This is a genomic window from Bradyrhizobium sp. KZN70725 (genome assembly GCF_055264925.1).
Map to the genome: position 1 here is coordinate 289826 of NZ_JBUYWT010000001.1, position 16609 is coordinate 306434.

14 protein-coding genes are annotated in these 16609 nt (G+C 65.5%); 2 read left to right on the top strand and 12 right to left on the bottom strand.

Going from position 1 to position 16609, the window contains the following annotated elements:
• Positions 1–43: 43 nt before the first annotated feature.
• The 3 genes from ACZBJS_RS01505 to ACZBJS_RS01515 form a co-directional block, all read right to left on the bottom strand.
• Positions 44–307, bottom strand: coding sequence for an EscU/YscU/HrcU family type III secretion system export apparatus switch protein (locus tag ACZBJS_RS01505; protein ID WP_028335488.1), 264 nt, complete (start codon positions 305–307; stop codon positions 44–46).
• Positions 304–1887, bottom strand: coding sequence for a flagellar hook-length control protein FliK (gene fliK / locus ACZBJS_RS01510; protein WP_463438284.1), 1584 nt, complete (start codon positions 1885–1887; stop codon positions 304–306). Before fliK ends, ACZBJS_RS01505 begins: the two co-directional genes overlap by 4 nt.
• 64 nt (positions 1888–1951) lie before the next feature.
• Positions 1952–2737 (bottom strand): ATP12 family chaperone protein, encoded by a 786-nt coding sequence (locus ACZBJS_RS01515; RefSeq protein ID WP_057015499.1) that lies wholly within the window; start codon positions 2735–2737, stop codon positions 1952–1954.
• A gap of 70 nt (positions 2738–2807) precedes the next feature.
• Between ACZBJS_RS01515 and ACZBJS_RS01520 the strand changes: the two genes are divergently transcribed.
• On the top strand, positions 2808–3263 hold the full coding sequence (locus ACZBJS_RS01520; RefSeq protein ID WP_057015498.1) for a hypothetical protein: 456 nt from the start codon (positions 2808–2810) through the stop codon (positions 3261–3263).
• A gap of 114 nt (positions 3264–3377) precedes the next feature.
• Here the strand turns inward: ACZBJS_RS01520 and ACZBJS_RS01525 are convergent, their stop codons facing one another.
• From ACZBJS_RS01525 to ACZBJS_RS01555, 7 genes are all read right to left on the bottom strand, one after another.
• The gene (locus tag ACZBJS_RS01525; RefSeq protein ID WP_316396785.1) at positions 3378–4685 is read right to left on the bottom strand and encodes a metal-dependent hydrolase family protein; all 1308 of its coding nucleotides are present in this window, start codon (positions 4683–4685) and stop codon (positions 3378–3380) included.
• Positions 4686–4851: 166 nt separating this feature from the next.
• Positions 4852–5415: an HdeD family acid-resistance protein gene (locus ACZBJS_RS01530; protein WP_076831697.1), complete on the bottom strand. Its 564-nt coding sequence runs from the start codon at positions 5413–5415 to the stop codon at positions 4852–4854.
• A gap of 418 nt (positions 5416–5833) precedes the next feature.
• Positions 5834–7486: an MFS transporter gene (locus ACZBJS_RS01535; RefSeq protein WP_194295394.1), complete on the bottom strand. Its 1653-nt coding sequence runs from the start codon at positions 7484–7486 to the stop codon at positions 5834–5836.
• 70 nt (positions 7487–7556) lie between these two features.
• Positions 7557–8555, bottom strand: coding sequence for a glutaminase A (gene glsA / locus ACZBJS_RS01540; protein ID WP_253623756.1), 999 nt, complete (start codon positions 8553–8555; stop codon positions 7557–7559).
• A 783-nt stretch (positions 8556–9338) separates the two neighbouring features.
• Complete coding sequence (locus tag ACZBJS_RS01545) at positions 9339–9641, bottom strand: hypothetical protein (RefSeq protein ID WP_076831355.1); 303 nt, start codon at positions 9639–9641, stop codon at positions 9339–9341.
• An 86-nt stretch (positions 9642–9727) separates the two neighbouring features.
• Positions 9728–10942 carry an amidohydrolase family protein gene (locus ACZBJS_RS01550; RefSeq protein WP_076831358.1) on the bottom strand — a complete coding sequence of 405 codons (1215 nt, stop codon included), beginning with the start codon at positions 10940–10942 and terminating at the stop codon, positions 9728–9730.
• 108 nt (positions 10943–11050) lie between these two features.
• Positions 11051–12343, bottom strand: a complete 1293-nt coding sequence (locus tag ACZBJS_RS01555) for an RluA family pseudouridine synthase (protein WP_076831710.1) — start codon at positions 12341–12343, stop codon at positions 11051–11053.
• A gap of 167 nt (positions 12344–12510) precedes the next feature.
• Between ACZBJS_RS01555 and ACZBJS_RS01560 the strand changes: the two genes are divergently transcribed.
• Positions 12511–13428 (top strand): alpha/beta hydrolase, encoded by a 918-nt coding sequence (locus ACZBJS_RS01560; protein WP_245311280.1) that lies wholly within the window; start codon positions 12511–12513, stop codon positions 13426–13428.
• Between the two features lie 229 nt (positions 13429–13657).
• On the opposite strand, the gene ACZBJS_RS01565 is transcribed toward ACZBJS_RS01560, so the two are convergent.
• Together ACZBJS_RS01565 and ACZBJS_RS01570 are read right to left on the bottom strand one after the other, a co-directional pair.
• Entirely contained in the window at positions 13658–14992 is a 1335-nt protein-coding gene (locus ACZBJS_RS01565; RefSeq protein ID WP_057015492.1) for a replication-associated recombination protein A, read from the bottom strand.
• Positions 14989–16347 (bottom strand): DegQ family serine endoprotease, encoded by a 1359-nt coding sequence (locus ACZBJS_RS01570; protein ID WP_092090135.1) that lies wholly within the window; start codon positions 16345–16347, stop codon positions 14989–14991. The genes ACZBJS_RS01565 and ACZBJS_RS01570 overlap by 4 nt, the downstream gene beginning before the upstream one ends.
• Positions 16348–16609 lie beyond the last annotated feature (262 nt).

Consider the following 16609-nt stretch of genomic DNA (forward strand, 5'->3'; position numbering starts at 1 on the left):
TCTTCACGCGAACCGGTGCCCGCTTCGCTCGAAAACGCGCCCGCTAGCGCGCCCGGCCCGACATCCGCAGCACGAACACCAGCACCTCGGCGACGGCCTTGTAGAGCTCGGCCGGAATCTCGTCGCCGAGCTCGACATTGGAGAGCGCGCCGGCCAACACCTCGTTCTCCTCGATCGGGATGTCGTTGGCCTTGGCGACCTCGATGATCTTGGCGCCGATTGCGCCCTTGCCTTTTGCCACCACGCGCGGCGCACCGGCGTGGTCGTAATGCAGCGCGACCGCGAGCTGGTTGTTGGCCTCGCTCATGATGCGCGGTCCAGGAAATGGCCGGCGCGGGCGGGTGCGGGTTGCGGCGGGCTGCCGTCGCGGATCTCGATGTCGCCGGGCGTGAGCTCGGCCCTGGTCAGCGCCCGGCTCAGCTCGGAAGCGCCGGCGCGCAGTTGCGCGGCGGTCGAGGGACGCTCGGCCCACATCCGCACCGAGGTGCGCTCGCCGTTCAGCGACACCAGCGCGTGCACCGGGCCGGCCGGCTCGACATCGAGCGTGAAGCGCGCGCGCCACACCCGCTTGGCGGCTTCGACCTCATTACCGCCGCCGTCGCGGGAAATCTCGAACTGCGCCATCGCCGTGCCCTGCGGGGTCAGGAACGGGATCTCGAAATTCCAGCGCGGCAGCATGGCGTCGAGCTGCGGCCGCGTAGCGTCGCCGCGGTCTGGCAGCGAGGCGACCTGCAGCAGCGTCTGCCGCGCCAGCGCGGCGTCGGTGTTTTCCAGCAGGCGATGCGCGGCGGTCGCGAGTGGCGCGTTTGGGGCGATCGACGGCTCGGCGACGGCCTGCGCCGACGGCAGCGCACCGTGAAACGGCGGTGGCGGTGTGTTGCCGCGTACCGGCACCTCGCCCGGCAGCATCTCCCTCGGCGCGGCGCCTTGCCGTGCGGGGTTGCCGAGTTCGTGCAGCGCTTGCTGAATGAGATTGAGCGCGCCGCCGGAGGACGGGCCGGCATCGAGCGCATCCGCGAGTGCTCCTGCGAGCCCTGCGGTGCCGCGGCTGACATCCTCGGCGACCGGCAGGCGGGCCTGCGGCAGCAGGATCTCCTGAACGTCGAGGTCTGGCGTGCCGGATGGCATGAGGCTCGGCGCCGTCGCGGCGCTGGCCTGCGCCGGTTGCTGGAGCGGTGTGGCGGACGCGGGCCTGCCGGCATCAGCGGTACCAAGCGAGGTCAGCGCCTGGCGCAGCACGATCAGCGCGGCCTTTAGATCGGGCGCGCTGCCGCTCGCGGGCGCAATGCCCGCCGCCACCGTCGCCTCGAACAGCAGGCCGGATTTCTGCAAGCCGGTCTTGACCGCATCGCCGCTCAAATTCTCGTCGAGACCGGTCTGCTGCGCCAGCACCTGCGCGATCGCGGCCTGCAGCTTCGGCGGCAGATTGGCCGAGGCGACCGCGGCGAGATTGGCGAACAGCGGCGCCTGGCTTCCCTGCACCGCCGCCGCGGTCTGCGCCGTCGCGGTGATGGTGACGCGCTCCAGCGGCGTCAATACAGCCTTCGGTGCCGTGGCGACCGGCTGGGCGGCATCGGTGGCGTTGGCCGCTGCCGGCGACAGCCGTACGGCATCGCCGGTGTCCGGCCCCGGCCCGACCAGCTGCAGGCGGATGCCGCCATTGGTCTGCGACACTGCGAGCTGCAGGTTCTGGCCCTGCTGCAGCGGCACCTCGGTCTGGACGTCGATCGACAGGCTCGCGATCGCGATCCGCACCAGATCGGCGGACAGCACTTTCAGCACCTGCGCATTGACGACGCTGCCGGCCTCAAGCGTGAGGTCCGGCGCAACGCCGTCCGCCTCCGTCGAGGCGAGCACCGGCAGCACGGGATTGATGGCGAGTGCCATGTCGGAGGTCTCGGCCCTGCGCGAGGAACGTGCCGCAGGCTAGCCCGGCGCCGTAAACCCCTCGTTAACCGGCGGCCGGCTTGAGCTCCCTGAGCACGCCGGCGGCGGCCTTGAAATCGAGCTGGCGGGCGGCGCGGCGGACGGCGACCTCCTCGTCGACGCCCCATTTCTCGATGTTCCAGTCCTCGTCGACATGGGCGGCGGCCCAGACCTGGTCCTCGTCGCGGACGCCATGGGCGAGCGCCAGCGCCAGCAGCGCCGAGCCGGTCAGCGTCGTCACCACATGGAGCGCCGCGACCGACCATGGGTCGGTCGGGAACGCCGCCCGCGCCGCCTTGATCGCAGGCTCGGGCTGGCCGACATGCATCACCCCCTCGGCCATCACGAAATGGGCGCCGAGCGCGTCGGCGGCCCAGAACAGGATCGGATCCCAGTGCTGGGCCTCGCGCGCCACCAGCGTCTCTGGATGGCCGGCCCGGTAGAACAAGAGGTCGCTGCCGAGGAACTTGGCCGCATCGTCGGCGACCTCGTCGATGCGATCGATCACCCCCTCGATCACGCTGTTGGCAAGCCGCGTCAGCGGCATGGTCATGGGATCGATGGTCTCGCGCTGCGCATTCCATTCCGCCGCCACCGTGTCCGCAATGGCCCGCGTCGGCACCGCGATCGGCTTGCCGGACGGCGTGCGGATCGGCTTGCCGTCGAGCGTGATCGAAAATCCGCCATCGGCCTCGGCGACGCCGGCGCTGGTGTAGAACCGCTTGCGCTGGGGCGTGCGGATGTGGCGCCGCACCGCCTCCTGCGGATCGAACGGAGATTGTTCTGGGACATCGTCGAAAAGTTCGCGCATCGCGCCGGGTAGCTTTCGTTCATAGGGATTTCCCTGCAAGATATGTCAGGGGCAACGGCAAATAAAGCTGATGGGACGCGGCAAATTCCTTGCGGGTTTTTCGCTGGTTGCGGTGGTTTTCGCCTCCGCCACAGCCTGTGCCGGGTTCCGTTCGCCGGAATCCCTGATCCGCAATGTCTACGCCCATTATGGGCGAGGCAGCGCCGAATATTCCAACGGCCTGCCGCGCGACGAGGAAACGGCTCGCCGATTCTTCGATCCCACCCTGCGCGGTGCCTGGACCGCGCTGCACGATGCGCCCTACGATTTTCTGGTGCAGAGCCCGACCTGGCGGCTCGGCCCGATCTCGATCGCAATCCCGCGCCGGCAGTTCGACAAGGCCGACGTGACGGTGACATTCGACAATGAAGGCCGCGCCGTCACGCTCAACTTCATCGTCGTCAATGGTCCCGACGGCTGGGTGATTTCGGATGTCGAGAGCCCGCACGATTCCTTGCGGACGTTTCTGACGCAGTTTCGGCGGTAGTAGCTGCCCTTGCCCTTCCGGCGATCGCTGCTCCACCGGCCACGTCGGCAGCCATATCGGCTACAAGCCGATGCTTTGACGCTGCCGCTTGGCCCGCCTTGTGACTATGTCCGCCTACCTGTTCCGGTCACCACCAAGAAGATTCTTGTAGACCTTCCCATCTTTCATGATGACCAGGAAATTCTTCGCCGGATCCTCTATCAGCTTGATGTTGTCGATTGGATTGCCATCGACCAGCAGAAGGTCGGCCAACGCGCCTTCCTCCACCACGCCCAGCATGCCTGGATATGGATTTCGAAGCCCGGACAGACTGAGCAATTCGGCATTCGTCGATGTCGCCATGATGAGCGCTTCAGCCGGCGTGTACCATCGCGTGAGGGTCGTCAGCATGGCGCCTTGCCGGTCAGCGAGCGCTTTCGAGAACAACACGTCGGTACCGAATGCCGTCTTCAACTTGTACTTCTTCGCAAAGCCGTAGACCCTGTCGGTGCCGGCAACGACCTGCCGCATCTTGTCCTGCTCCGCAGGTCCAAGGGCGCTGGCTCCCGACATATCGAGGAAGGGCTGGGTGCTCAGCCAAATTCCCTTCTCGGCCATCAGGCGGGCCGACGCGTCGTCCATCAAATGACCATGCTCGATACACTTGACCCCCGCTGCGATCGATCGCTGGATCGCGACCGGCGTGTAGGCGTGTACGACGGCATAAGTACCCCAGTTCTCCGCAGCCTCGACCGCGGCGCGCAACTCCGGTTCAGTGAACGTGGACACATCGAGCGGGCTGAACGGCGACGCCACCCCACCGCCCGCCGTGAGCTTGACCTGCGTAGCCCCTTGCATGAGTTGCTCGCGCGCGCGCACGCGAACTTCATCCGGGCTGTCCGCGACCATGGCGCCGCCTATCCTCTCCATGCGGCTGAGCATGCCGCCGATTGTTCTGGGCAGATCGGACAGCGGCCGGAAGTCGCCATGGCCGCCGGTGATGGTGATCATGGCACCGGATGGGTAGATGCGGGGACCGGCGACGAGACCTTCGTCGATCGCGCGCTTGAGGGAAAAGGCCGGCCCGCCCATGTCGCGAATGGTGGTGAAGCCGCGCATGAGGGTGGCCGTTGCCTCGGCGGCCGCAAGAAGATTGATGTAACCGATGTCGCTGGCCATCACGGCCGCCGGCGTCGGGCGTACCAGCAGTGCATGCCAGTGCGCGTCGATCAGCCCGGGCATCAGCACCCGTCCGTCGCCGGCAATCACCTGAGCGTCGGCCGCGATCGGCCCAGTCGAAATTTTCTCGATCTTGTTGTTCCGGATCAGCACATTGGACGGCCCGGACAGCGCGCCATTCCTGCCATCGAAAATTCGCACGTTCTGAAACAGCACGTCGCCATTCTGCTGAGCTTGCGCGGGCAGCAAGGCGACGAGGCTCATCACGATCGACGCAACCAGCGCCGAAACTCTCACGCCCTTCCTCAAACCTGACATGTCCACTCTCCGCCGATGGCGCATCGCGCGAGACCGTCATTGATGTCGCGAGGAGCCGATTTGATTTCAGACGATTAATGAGAGTTCTGCTGCTCCCTAGAGGATCGACGGCCTATTGAGCCGCTCTGGCGGCAGGCTGTAAAGCGTAAGTCAGCCATCCGATGCCATGAGACAGCAGATCGATCCCCAGCAGCAGCCCGAGCACCCACAGCCCGGTCGCCGGAAATCCCGTCAGAATGATGAGGCCGGCCAGAACGCCAAACAGCCCGGATGCCAGCATGATCCAGCCGGACTGCTGCCAATGGCCGATGCCGACCAGCATGCGCACAATCCCTGAGACCAAAAGCATGAGACCGAGGGCATAGGTCAGGAGCAGCGCGCTCGCCACCGGTTGGCTGAGCAGAACGATTCCGCAGGCAAGGTAGAGCACCCCCAGCAGAAGCTGCCACACGAATCCACCCCAGCCCTTGGTCCAGAAGGCGTGCAGGATTTCGAACCCGCCGGCAACAATGGCCGTCCAGCCGATAAAGATGGCGCTGATCACGGTGAAAAGCACGACATCTCCCAGCACCAGAAGGCCCGCGGCGATCATGACGAGGCCCAGCAGAACGCAGACCCATAAAGGCGGGCCAGGCAGGCCGCGGAGCATCGTGGGACTGTTCTCATAGGTAGCCATGTCGTCCTCCTTGATCCCTGGCAGCCATGGCACGGTCGCGCATTCCAGGCCGCGCAACCGCGCCACTCGCGCCGCCGGAGCTTGTGCCTGCCCTCACCAGCGCCATCCACAGCGGCGGCGACCTCTGTGCCACCAACAGGTCCAGCGGCGGCGGCGCGGTGGCGGAGGACGCGGGCGCGGTGGTGGCCGGGCGACGACCATATGAAGCGGCCGCTCCGGATCATCCGTCTTCGCGACGAGGGCATCTTCGGGGGCGACTGGCAGCGCCTTGGCCGCCTGCATCAGCAAGCCGGTTCCGAGACCAGCGACTGCGACGCCGCCAAGCATTCTCCGGAGCACGATGCGACGGTCGAGTTCATCCATATCTGGCACCTGGTTATTGCAGAGACCTTCTTGCCCCGCGGCGCCCGACGTCCGATCAGGCCGATCGCTCGCCCTCGCCGGTCGCTCCGTCGTCCGGTATTTCGCCTGGCCGATAATTCGGCAGCCGTCCCGCGGGAATGACCGTAAGCAGTGCGAGGCCGGCCATGATCAGCAACCCGATCTTCAAAGCGCGCAGGCGCGCTTCGGTGTTGACCCGGACGGCTTCCTCGACCTGCTGTGGCGTACCGCTCGTGCCTTCGAGTACGCTGCGCAGCCGATCATTGCTGACGAAAGTGATGTTGCCGAGATCAACCTGGCTCTGAAGCTCCTTGGTCAGCACCGGACTGGCCGCGATCCTGCCGAGCGCGATCGTGCTCAAAAGACCGACCAGAAGAGCTCCGGCCACCGCGGTGCCAACGGCAGCCGCCAGATTCTGCGTGGTTCCGCGCAAAGACCCGACATCCCCCGCCAACGCCTTGGGCGAAGCAGTGACCAGAACGTTGAACAGCAGTGTCACCAGCGAGCCCTGGCCGATACCGAACAGCACGAGGCCAAGGAGAACGGGAATCTCGCTCCAGTCGTTGCGCACGACGAACGCGAGCCACAGCAACGCAACGGTGCAGAGCCCAAAGCCGAAGCGTCCGATCTGGCGGGGCGTCAGCTTGTCGTAGAGATTGACGATCAGCATCGCCGAGAGAAAGACGGTCAGATTGAACGGCATCATCGCGATCGCCGTCGCGATTGGCGAACGTCCCTGCACGATCTGGATGTAGAGCGGCACCGTGAAGTTCAGCGCGGCCTCGAGCGCCACGACCGCGAACAGCGCGTAGACCGCACACCTCTCCTCCGGCGAATCGATCACCTCCAACGCCAGCAAAGGCGTCCTCCCCGCGGCCTGCTGGCGATGCGTCCACATCAGGAATGCCTGCCCGAGCACTATGCCAAGCACGATCAGGACCGGTGCCGGCGAGACGCCCAGCAAGTCGAATGGCGCGTTAGGGGTCGCCAGGATCACGCCCCAACTGTTCAGATTATTGAAGCCGAAGCTGATGAAGATGATCGCGCTCGCGGCAAGAGCGACCCCGATCATGTCGATCTGGACATCCGGGCGACCGTGGTCCGGCCGCAGGCGGAAACTCAGAGCGAAAGCGATCGCCGAGGCAACGATGAGAATTCCAAACGCGGGGCGCCAGCCGATATAGGTGCCGAGCAACCCGCCGACGACAAATGCCAGCACGCCGGCGGCAGCCCGCGCCGAGCCCAACGCGCCAAGGGCCGTCGCCTGCTGGCGTCCGGCATAATTCTCGGCAATCAGCGCGACGAGCGAGGGCACGATCACCGCGCCCGCAGCGCCGCAAAGCGCCTGAGCGGAAATCATGACGGAGGCCGTAGGGCTGAACGTCATCGCAATCTGCGCTATCAGGAAAAGCACGACGGCACCGCGAAATACCTGCACCGCCCCGAACCTTTGGGCGAGCTTGGCGCCAAGCATCACGAACCCGGCGACAAGCATCGAGTACGCCACGATTCCAGTCGCGACCGTGGTCGGCGGCACGCCGAAGCTGGCCACCATTCCCCCCATCGCAACCGGCAACGACGCGACGTTGAACGACATGATCATCTGGCCGAACGCAATCGCGACCATGGGCACCCATGATGCGCGCTCTTCCTGATGAATGTCGCCGATCGAGATTGCTTGCGTTGCCATCGCGTCCTCCAACCTGCCCGACGTTGCGATCGATCGGGCCACGGCTCGACCGATCTTCAGTGCCTCTTGTTCACTCGTCCGGTTGGGACACGAACAGATCCATGCCCAGTCTTTGCGACAGGAACTTCGCGGCGAGCTGCCCTCGCACGCTGTTGCCGGCCGCATCCAGTGGCGGCCCGAAAGTGCCGAAACCACCCTTTCCTGGAGACACCGCGACGATGCCTCCACCAATGCCGCTTTTGCCGGGCAGACCGATGTCGTACAGCCAGTCGCCCGACGTCTCGTACAGTCCAGCAGTGACCATGACCGCCAACGCATAGTGGCACACGGCCGCATCGACCACCCGCTGCCGGGTCACGGGGTTCACCCCGCCGTCGGCCAGCGTCGCACCCATCACGGCGAGATCCCTGGCGCTCACATTCAGCGAACACTGCCGGGTGTAGAGATCGGTCGCCTGCCTGGCGTCGCAATAGATCCGGTCGTAGCTCTCCAGCAACCGCGCGATGCTTCGATTGCGAAAATTGGTCTTGGATGCCGATGCGTAGACTTCCTCGTTGAGCGAAAGCTTGCGGCCCGCGAAGCGCGAGAGACCGTCATGGATGAACCGCCATTGCTCGTCAGCGCTCGAGCCCGGCACAAGGCTTGTGGTCGCGATCGCGCCTGCGTTCACCATGGGGTTGGTGCGCCCGGCTCCATGCTCGATCGCCGCCAGTGAATTGAACGGCAGCCCGGTCGCGTTCGCGCCCAGTTTTGCACGAGCCTCTTCAGGGCCGATGGCCTCGCACACCAATGCGAATACGAATGGCTTCGATACACTCATGATCGAGAATTCGTATTCGGTATCGCCCGCGCCGTAGACACGTCCGCTGGTGCCGGCCACGCAGACGCCGAACAGTTCACTCCGCACCCTGGCCAGGGCCGGATAAACCTGCGAATTGGTCCCTTCGCTGTTCGACTTGAAGCGCTGATGCGCTTGAGACACGAGCTCCTGCACCATCTCGGGTTCGGGCAAGTGCCCGGTCGAGATGTAGGGCCGCTCCGCTTGTTCCGCGATCGAAGGCGGCCGCATTGGCTGTCCTTCCGGATTTCGACCTTATTGCTTCAGGTCTTCTAGTCGGCAACCAGAAGTAGGCGCCCAAAAAACCACGGAGTCAACGATCCACTCCCACAGCCTTTGCAATGCTTGCGTTGGTCCAGAACACTTTACGACAAATGCGCTGAACGCATTGCGTATCGCGGAATCGCAGCGCCGTTGCGCGATGCACATTCGATATAGTCATGCGACGTTTCGGCGCGGCTAGGTAAGCAAGATTGTCCAATCGCCCGCGGCGCAATTGAATCAAAAGAGAAGTCATCATGGCAGCAACGAGCGATTTCCATCATTGGCACGCGAGAGTACGATCATCGTGTGCGGATGTGAGCCCGCCGCTTGTCCAAGCAACACCGGCCCGCGGCGACGGTGGAATGACCGCATCACTTACAGAGTGAGGTTGATCATGGTGGCGCGCGCAAGCGACGGACAGCTTCTGTTGGTAAAGAAGCTTGGTGGGCTTATTGCTATCGTTGTAGGCTGCTTGCTGACAGCAGTCGGTGTGACATTCGAATCGACAAGCACAACTGTCGTCGGTGTCTTGCTTCTCGTGCTCGGGGCGGCCCTGCTCACGCTCAAGATCATGAGACGAAATCAAAGCGGTCCGTTTGGATAGCCAGACAGATTCGCACGGTCGACAGCCTTGAACCGGATCGCCGCGGCTCCGCCGGCCGATGCCGCTTGCCTGTTCGTACTCGCGCCGGCGCGACGACAATTCCTTCCATGCGTCAGCAAGGCTTGTCTAGCAGACCACGCCCTGCCCTAATCCCGGTGGTTGGCGCAGGATCGCGAATAGGCGGCACGCTCGGCCTGGTTCAGGCCGGCGGCGGCGGCCTCGTCGAGGCACCGGCTGACGCGGTCGCCGAACGAGCTGCGCGGCCGCGAACGCAGGCTCGGCTGCGTCGGCGCGTCCATCCTGGGGATCGCCGGCACCTCGATCCGCGGCGGCGGTGGGGGTTGAGGGACCGGCGGATCCCACGTCGAGCGGCCGGGCGCAAGGATTTGCGCGCTTGCCGCGCCCATGGCCCAGAGCAGAACGCCGGCAACAATCAGGGATCGCTTCATAGCCTATATGTCGTGACGCGGCAGCAACGGTTCAAGTGAACGCACCATGCGTCAACGCCCCCCGAGATGCGAGTTCCCCGCCCTCGTCACGGTTTCTGGTAGATCACGTGACCGGCACGGATCGTGCTGCTCACTTTCGCAAGATTGCCGACGTCACCGAGCGGATCGCCGTCGAGCACCACGAGATCGGCGTCGAAGCCCTGCTCGACCCGTCCCTTCTTCGCGGCCTTGAAGAACCGCGCCGGATTGGTCGTCAGCGAGGCCAGCACCTGCCGCTCCGACAACACGCAGTGCATCAGCTGAAATTCCTGCGTGGTGTCGTACACCGTGGTGAAACCGACATCGGTGCCGAACAGCACCGTGCCGCCATTCTCCGAAAACTGCTTGAGCTGGTTGACGGTCGAGGCCACCAGACGGTTGGTGACGTTCGGATCGAGCACCACGGTGGTGAACAGCGACAGTGTGGGAACGAGCGCAGTCCCCTGTGCCTTGAACCGCGCCAGCTGATCCGCGGTGTAGCTGGGTTCGCCGGGCGTGGTGTGCGCGAGCACGTCGACGCCGGACTCGATCACCGTTTCGACGCCGACCTTGTCCTGCGGATGTGCGAACACCGGCCTGCCCTGCGCATGCGCGACGTCGACAGCCGCCTTGGCGATTGCAGGGTCCATGTTGACGACGGGCTTGTCCCCCATGAAGGCGCCGGTGAACAGCTTGATGCCGTCCTCACCCATGGCGAGCCAGTCGCGCGCCCATTTCGTGGCCTCCTCCGGCGTTGCGACCTCAGGAAGCTGCACTTCGCGAGGGATGTAGACGGGGTGCCCACCCTTCGGGAAGATATTGCCGGCGAGCAGGATGTTGGGGCCGGCGACTTCGCCCGCGGCGATGCGCTTGCACAGCGGCAAGGTGTCGCTCGGATCGGAGCCGAGATCCCATACCGTCGTGAAACCCCAGCGCGTCAGCATCTCCTGCATGTGCTGCGTCAGCGCTGCGGCCGGCGCTGCGCCAGCGTTGCGCCAGACTTTTTGCGTGAAATGGACATGGCTGTTCCAGAAGCCGGCGACGATGGTCTTGCCGCTGCAATCGATCACGCGGGCATCCGGCGGCGCCTGGATGTCGCCGGACTTGCCGACCGCGCTGATGAGGCCGTCGGTCATCACGATCACCGCATCCGGCAGCGCTTGCGCATCGGCCGATGCGTAGAGCGTGCCGCCGCGGAGCACGATGGTCTCGGCCTGTGCCGTCACCGCGGCGACAGCTGAGCTGATCAGGAAAAGCATGACCCGCAGCCAGGTGCCGATCATGGAGAGTCTCCGTTGCAGGCCGGCAAAGGCCGGCGCGCGAGGATAGCCGCAAAGCGCGGAGCCGTTTGATCGTTGTTGCTGTCCGCGCCGGATATCGGCGCCCGACCGTCACTCCTCGGGCGCGTTCTCGATCGGGTCGAAGCGGTCGGCCTCGAGCCCGAGCAGATTCCAGGATTGCAGCATGTGCGGCGGCAGCGGCGCGGTGGCATCGATCACGCCGCCCCTCGGGTGCGGAATCACGATGCGGCGGGCGAGTAGATGCAGCCGGTTCTGCAGGCCGCCGGGCAGCTGCCAGTTCTCCTTGTTGAAATATTTGGGATCACCGACGATCGCGTGATCGATATGCGCCATGTGGGCGCGCAATTGATGGGTGCGGCCGGTCACCGGCTTGAGCGAGACCCAGGCGAGCTTGGTCGCCGAGGTCTCGACCACGGCATAATAGGTCACGGCGTGGCTCGCGCCCTCGTCACCATGCTCCGCGATCCGCATGATGCTGTCCTCCTCGCTCTCCTCCTTGGCGAGATAGGTCGAGATGCGGCCCTGCTTCGGCTTCGGCACGCCGGCGACCAACGCCCAGTAGATCTTGCGCGCGGAGCGATGGCGGAATGCGCCGGTGAGGTGCGTGGCAGCGAAACGCGTCTTGGCGACCAGAAGGCAGCCGGAGGTCTCCCGGTCGAGCCGATGCACCAGCCGCGGCTTCTGCCCCTTGGCGTCGCGCATCACCTCGAGCATCTGGTCGACATGGCGCGTCATGCCGGAGCCGCCCTGCACGGCGAGACCGGCCGGCTTGTTCAGCACCAGCACGTCGTCGTCCTCGTACAGCGTCATGTCCTTCAGCGCCTGCAGCGTCTTCGCCTCGGCCTCGGAGAGCGTGCCTGATGTCTTCGGCGTGTCGAGCCGCAGCGGCGGGATGCGCACGCTCTGGCCCTCCTCCAGCCGGTCCTTGGAATCGGCGCGCTTGCCGTTGACCCTGAGTTCGCCCTTCCGGACGATGCGCTGGATGTGGGAGAACGACAGGCCGGGAAAGCGTGCCTCGAGGAAACGGTCGACGCGCATGCCGTTCTCGTCGGCGGTGACGACGACGGTCTGCACCTTGGTCGGCAGCGGCTGCTCGGCCGCGGGCTTCGTAGCGGCGGGCTCAGCCCGCTCCTGCCGGTCGCGACGCGACTCGGCAAAGCGCGGCGGCTTTGCGGACGCCCGGTGCGCGAACGGACGCTCTCCAGACTTGCGCTCACCGAACTTGCGATCGTCCGGCTTGCGGGTGCGCTCCGCCGATCCGCTCTTCCCACGATCCTTACCACGATCCTTGCCGCGATCGCCGGCGCGGTCCCGGTCGCGGCCCTTGTCGCGCCCTTTGGCGCGGTCGCCCGGCGATGTAGTTCTCTTGATGCGGCGGCTCATGGTGATTTTTCGGCTCCAGACCTGCATTGTGCCTAGCGCAAATGCCGCGAATCGTCACGGCGAAATCGGTGTGAATCCGGTGCAACATCGGCCATGTTCGGCCGCATACGACAATCGACGGGGGCCCTGGAATGAGACTGGCGATATCGGCTTTGGCGGCGGCCCTGATGCTCACGGACCCTGCGCTCGCCCAGCAAAGTCCGATGCCCGAAGCCGCGATGCCGGAAGATCTGGCCTGGAAGCTCCTGGAACTCGGCCGCGTCATCGACCCGCCCAAGACCGCTGCACTCTACGCGCCGCTGCAACAGAAGGAGCCCTATCAGGGCGTCAAGGTCGAGCGCGACCTCAAATACGGCCCCGCCGACCGACATCTGCTCGACGTGTTCACGCCGGAGACGGCGGCGCCCGCACGACCCGTGCTGATCTACATCCATGGCGGGGGCTTCGTCGCGGGCAACAAGCGCGCGCCCGGCAGCCCGTTCTACGACAACATCATGCTGTGGGCGGTCAAGAACGGCTTCGTCGGCGTCAATGCCACCTATCGCCTCGCGCCGGCCTTTCCGTGGCCGGCAGGCCCGGAGGACATGGGTGCGATCGTGCAGTGGGTTGCGGAAAACATCGCCTCCCGCGGCGGCGAGCCGAGGCGCATCTTCCTGATGGGCCAATCGGCCGGCGCGATCCATGTCGCGAGCTATGTCTCCCATGGCGAATTCCACAAGGTGAAGGGCGGCGGACTTGCCGGCGCGATCATGGTGTCGGGCATCTATGATCTGACCGCCTCGCCGGCCGGCGACGCCGAGCTCGCCTATTACGGCTCCGACCCCTCGCGCTATGCCGAACGCTCCTCGCTGCAAGGGCTGGTCGCGAGCCCGATCCCGTTCCTGATCACCGCGGCCGAGCTCGATCCGCCGCGCTTCGTCGAGCAGTTCGAGCTCATGAAGCAGGCCAGTTGCAAGCGGCCGAGCGGCTGCGCCCGCAGCTTCATGCTGCCGCAGCACAGCCACATGTCGGAGGTCTATGCGATCAACACGCCGGACACGCGGCTGACGGACGAGATTTTGGAGTTCGTGAAGAGCGTCAAGTGACGCGCGAGCGCAATATGAGGTTATGGGCCGTCGCAGCGGGCGCTGGCAAAATATCGAAAACAACCCCATGCAAAGGAGCCGGCGGCGATCGGCGTGGCACCAAGCAACTTGACACGTCGGGCAAATCAGGAATATATTTCTAATATTCCGAAGTTACGCAAGCGTTCCCTGCCCGCGCCGCAGGTGGGAACGTGCGCTATTCGCGACCACGGCCCAATCTCGTCTTGCCCTAGCTCCCGCCCCGGTCCTTGCGCAGCCGCTGCCAGTAATCCAGCCGCTTGCGGATCTCGCGTTCGAAGCCGCGGTCGGGCGGATCGTAGAAGGTCTGGCGGCCCAGCGCTTCCGGGAAATAGTCCTGGCCGGAGAATGCGTCCGGCATGTCGTGATCATATTGATAGCCGGAGCCGTAGCCCTCCGACTTCATCAGCTTGGTCGGCGAATTCAAAATGTGCTTCGGCGGTAGCAGCGAGCCGCCCTGCTTTGCGGTCTGCATCGCAGCACCAAACGCGGTGTAGACCGCGTTCGATTTCGGCGCGGTGGCGAGATAGACCACGGCCTGCGCGATCGCGAGCTCACCCTCCGGCGAGCCGAGGAAATCGTAAGCATCCTTGGCGGCGTTGCACACCGCCAGCGCCTGCGGATCGGCAAGGCCGATATCTTCGACCGCCATGCGCACCACGCGCCGCGCCAGGAACAGCGGATCCTCGCCGGCATCGAACATGCGCGCGAGATAATACAGCGCCGCATCCGGATCGGAGCCGCGCACTGACTTGTGCAGCGCCGAGATCAGATTGTAATGGCCGTCGGCCGATTTGTCGTAGATCGGCGCCCGGCGTTGCAGGATGGCCTGCAACTGCTCGGCGTTGAACACCTCGCCCTTGCGGGCGGCGCGCCAGACCTCTTCGGCCAATGTCAGCGAGGCGCGGCCATCGCCATCGGCCATCCGCACCAGCACGGCGCGGGCTTCGGCATCGAGCGGCAGCGGCTTGCCCTCGATCTTCTCGGCATTGGCGAACAGTTTCTCGATCGCCGCCGTATCGAGCGAGTGAAACACCAGCACGCGGGCGCGCGACAGAAGCGCCGCGTTGAGCTCGAAGGACGGGTTCTCCGTGGTGGCGCCGACCAGCACCACCGTGCCGTCCTCCATCACGGGCAGGAAGGAATCCTGCTGCGCGCGGTTGAAGCGATGCACCTCGTCGACGAACAGGAGCGTGCCCTTGCCGGTCTCGCGGCGGGCACGCGCGGCATCGAACGCCTTCTTGAGATCGGCGACGCCGGAGAACACCGCGGAGATCTGCTCGAAATGCAGCTCGGTGGCGTCGGCCAGAAGCCGCGCCACCGTGGTCTTGCCGGTGCCGGGCGGTCCCCAGAACACCAGCGAGCCCAGCGTGCGCGTCTCCAGCATCCGCGTCAGCGCGCCGTCAGGGCCGAGGATGTGATCCTGGCCGACGACATCGGCCAGCGTGCGCGGACGCAGCCGGTCCGGCAGCGGGTGCGGCGCGTCCTGCTCCATCCCCGCCGCAGCAAAGAGGTTGCCGGCCTCTCGCGGTTGCTTGGGGCTCATCCGCCGAGCGTCACGTTGATCTGCTGGCCGCCGCGCACCAGCGTGATGCGCCAGACCCGCGTCCCCGTCTTCGATGCCTTCTCGAGGTCGCTGGTCCGCACGATCTTCTCGTTGTTGACCGCGAGGATGATGTCGCCCTTCTGGAAGCCGACATTGGCCGCGGTGCCGTCACCGGCGAGATCAGTCACCACCACGCCCTCGGCACCGGCGTCGAGATGTAGTTCGTCGGCCAGCGCCGGCGAGATGTTGGCGACCCTCGCGCCCTGGAACGGCGAGCGCGCGGTCAGCACGATCTCGTCGCGGTTGGTGTCGGGCGCGGTCTCCAGCGGTATGGTGAGCTTCACCGGCTTGCCGGCGCGCTGCACCTCGATCTCCGCGTTGCCGCCGAGCGGACGGGTCGCGAAGCGGTAGTCGAACGCGTTGGGATCGTCGATCGGCGTGCCGTCGATCCCGACGATCAGGTCGGAGAGCTTCAGTCCGGCCTTCGCCGCCGGGCTGTTCGGCGCGACGTTGGCGACCAGCGCGCCAGACGGCAGCTTCAGCCCGAGCGTCTCGGCAATCTCCGGCGTCACCGCCTGCAGCCGCGCGCCGAGCCATGGCCGCTTCACATTCTTGCCGCCGCTCTTGGCGGAGGCCACCACGACGCGCACCATGTTGGCGGGGATCGCAAAGCCGATGCCCTGCGAGCCGCCGGAGCGCGAGAAGATCGCAGTGTTGATGCCGGCGAGCCGGCCGGTCATGTCGACCAGCGCGCCGCCGGAATTGCCGGGATTGATCGCGGCGTCGGTCTGAATGAAGAATTGATAATCCGTGATCCCGACTTGAGTGCGCGCCAGGGCCGAGATGATGCCGTGCGTCACGGTCTGGCCGACGCCGAACGGATTGCCGATCGCGAGCACGACGTCACCGACCTGCAGCTGGTCGGAATTGGCGAAGTCGAGGGTCGCGAACTTCTCCTTGTTGGTGTCCTTCAGGCGCAGCACCGCGAGGTCGGTACGGCTGTCCTTCAGCACGATCTCGGCCTCGTATTCGCGCTTGTCGGCGAGCGAGACCTTCACCTGATCGGCGCCCTCGATCACGTGATTGTTTGTGACTACGAGGCCGGAGCCATCGACCATCACGCCGGAGCCGAGCGAGCGCTGCATCTGCTCGGGCTGCTGTCCCGGCACGCCGAAGAACCGGCGAAAAATCGGGTCATCCAGAAATGGATTGCGGTTCTGCACGGTCTTGGCGGCGTAGACATTGACCACCGCCGGCTGCACCCGCTGCACGATCGGCGCATAGGACAATTGCAGCTCGGCCTGCGAGGACGGCACGCGGCGGTCCTGGGCCGCGGCTGCGGAAAGATTCCCCATGAAGGCCAACGTGCACAGAGCGGATACGGCAGCAAAGCGGACAGGTCGGAGCATTCTCACCTCTCGTGGAAACGCCGGAATATAGGCGTGTTTGCCGGGCAATTGAAGGGCGCCCGGCCGGATAACTGGCCCCCCCGCCGTACCGGTGCACAACCCGCAGCGGCCGCGTTGAAGCGCGCCGCCAAGCTTCTATGATGGCTGTCATCTCGCTGCGCCGCTCCGCTTGTTGCCTGCGGACCACAAGCGGAACTGCGATGCCCGG

Coding starts and splice junctions, on each gene's coding strand:
- ACZBJS_RS01505 (WP_028335488.1), bottom strand. CDS start 307: ATGAGCGAGGCCAACAACCAGCTCGCGGTCGCGCTGCATTACGACCAC.
- fliK (WP_463438284.1), bottom strand. CDS start 1,887: ATGGCACTCGCCATCAATCCCGTGCTGCCGGTGCTCGCCTCGACGGAG.
- ACZBJS_RS01515 (WP_057015499.1), bottom strand. CDS start 2,737: ATGCGCGAACTTTTCGACGATGTCCCAGAACAATCTCCGTTCGATCCG.
- ACZBJS_RS01520 (WP_057015498.1), top strand. CDS start 2,808: ATGGGACGCGGCAAATTCCTTGCGGGTTTTTCGCTGGTTGCGGTGGTT.
- ACZBJS_RS01525 (WP_316396785.1), bottom strand. CDS start 4,685: ATGAGCCTCGTCGCCTTGCTGCCCGCGCAAGCTCAGCAGAATGGCGAC.
- ACZBJS_RS01530 (WP_076831697.1), bottom strand. CDS start 5,415: ATGGCTACCTATGAGAACAGTCCCACGATGCTCCGCGGCCTGCCTGGC.
- ACZBJS_RS01535 (WP_194295394.1), bottom strand. CDS start 7,486: ATGGCAACGCAAGCAATCTCGATCGGCGACATTCATCAGGAAGAGCGC.
- glsA (WP_253623756.1), bottom strand. CDS start 8,555: ATGCGGCCGCCTTCGATCGCGGAACAAGCGGAGCGGCCCTACATCTCG.
- ACZBJS_RS01545 (WP_076831355.1), bottom strand. CDS start 9,641: ATGAAGCGATCCCTGATTGTTGCCGGCGTTCTGCTCTGGGCCATGGGC.
- ACZBJS_RS01550 (WP_076831358.1), bottom strand. CDS start 10,942: ATGATCGGCACCTGGCTGCGGGTCATGCTTTTCCTGATCAGCTCAGCT.
- ACZBJS_RS01555 (WP_076831710.1), bottom strand. CDS start 12,343: ATGAGCCGCCGCATCAAGAGAACTACATCGCCGGGCGACCGCGCCAAA.
- ACZBJS_RS01560 (WP_245311280.1), top strand. CDS start 12,511: ATGCTCACGGACCCTGCGCTCGCCCAGCAAAGTCCGATGCCCGAAGCC.
- ACZBJS_RS01565 (WP_057015492.1), bottom strand. CDS start 14,992: ATGAGCCCCAAGCAACCGCGAGAGGCCGGCAACCTCTTTGCTGCGGCG.
- ACZBJS_RS01570 (WP_092090135.1), bottom strand. CDS start 16,347: ATGGGGAATCTTTCCGCAGCCGCGGCCCAGGACCGCCGCGTGCCGTCC.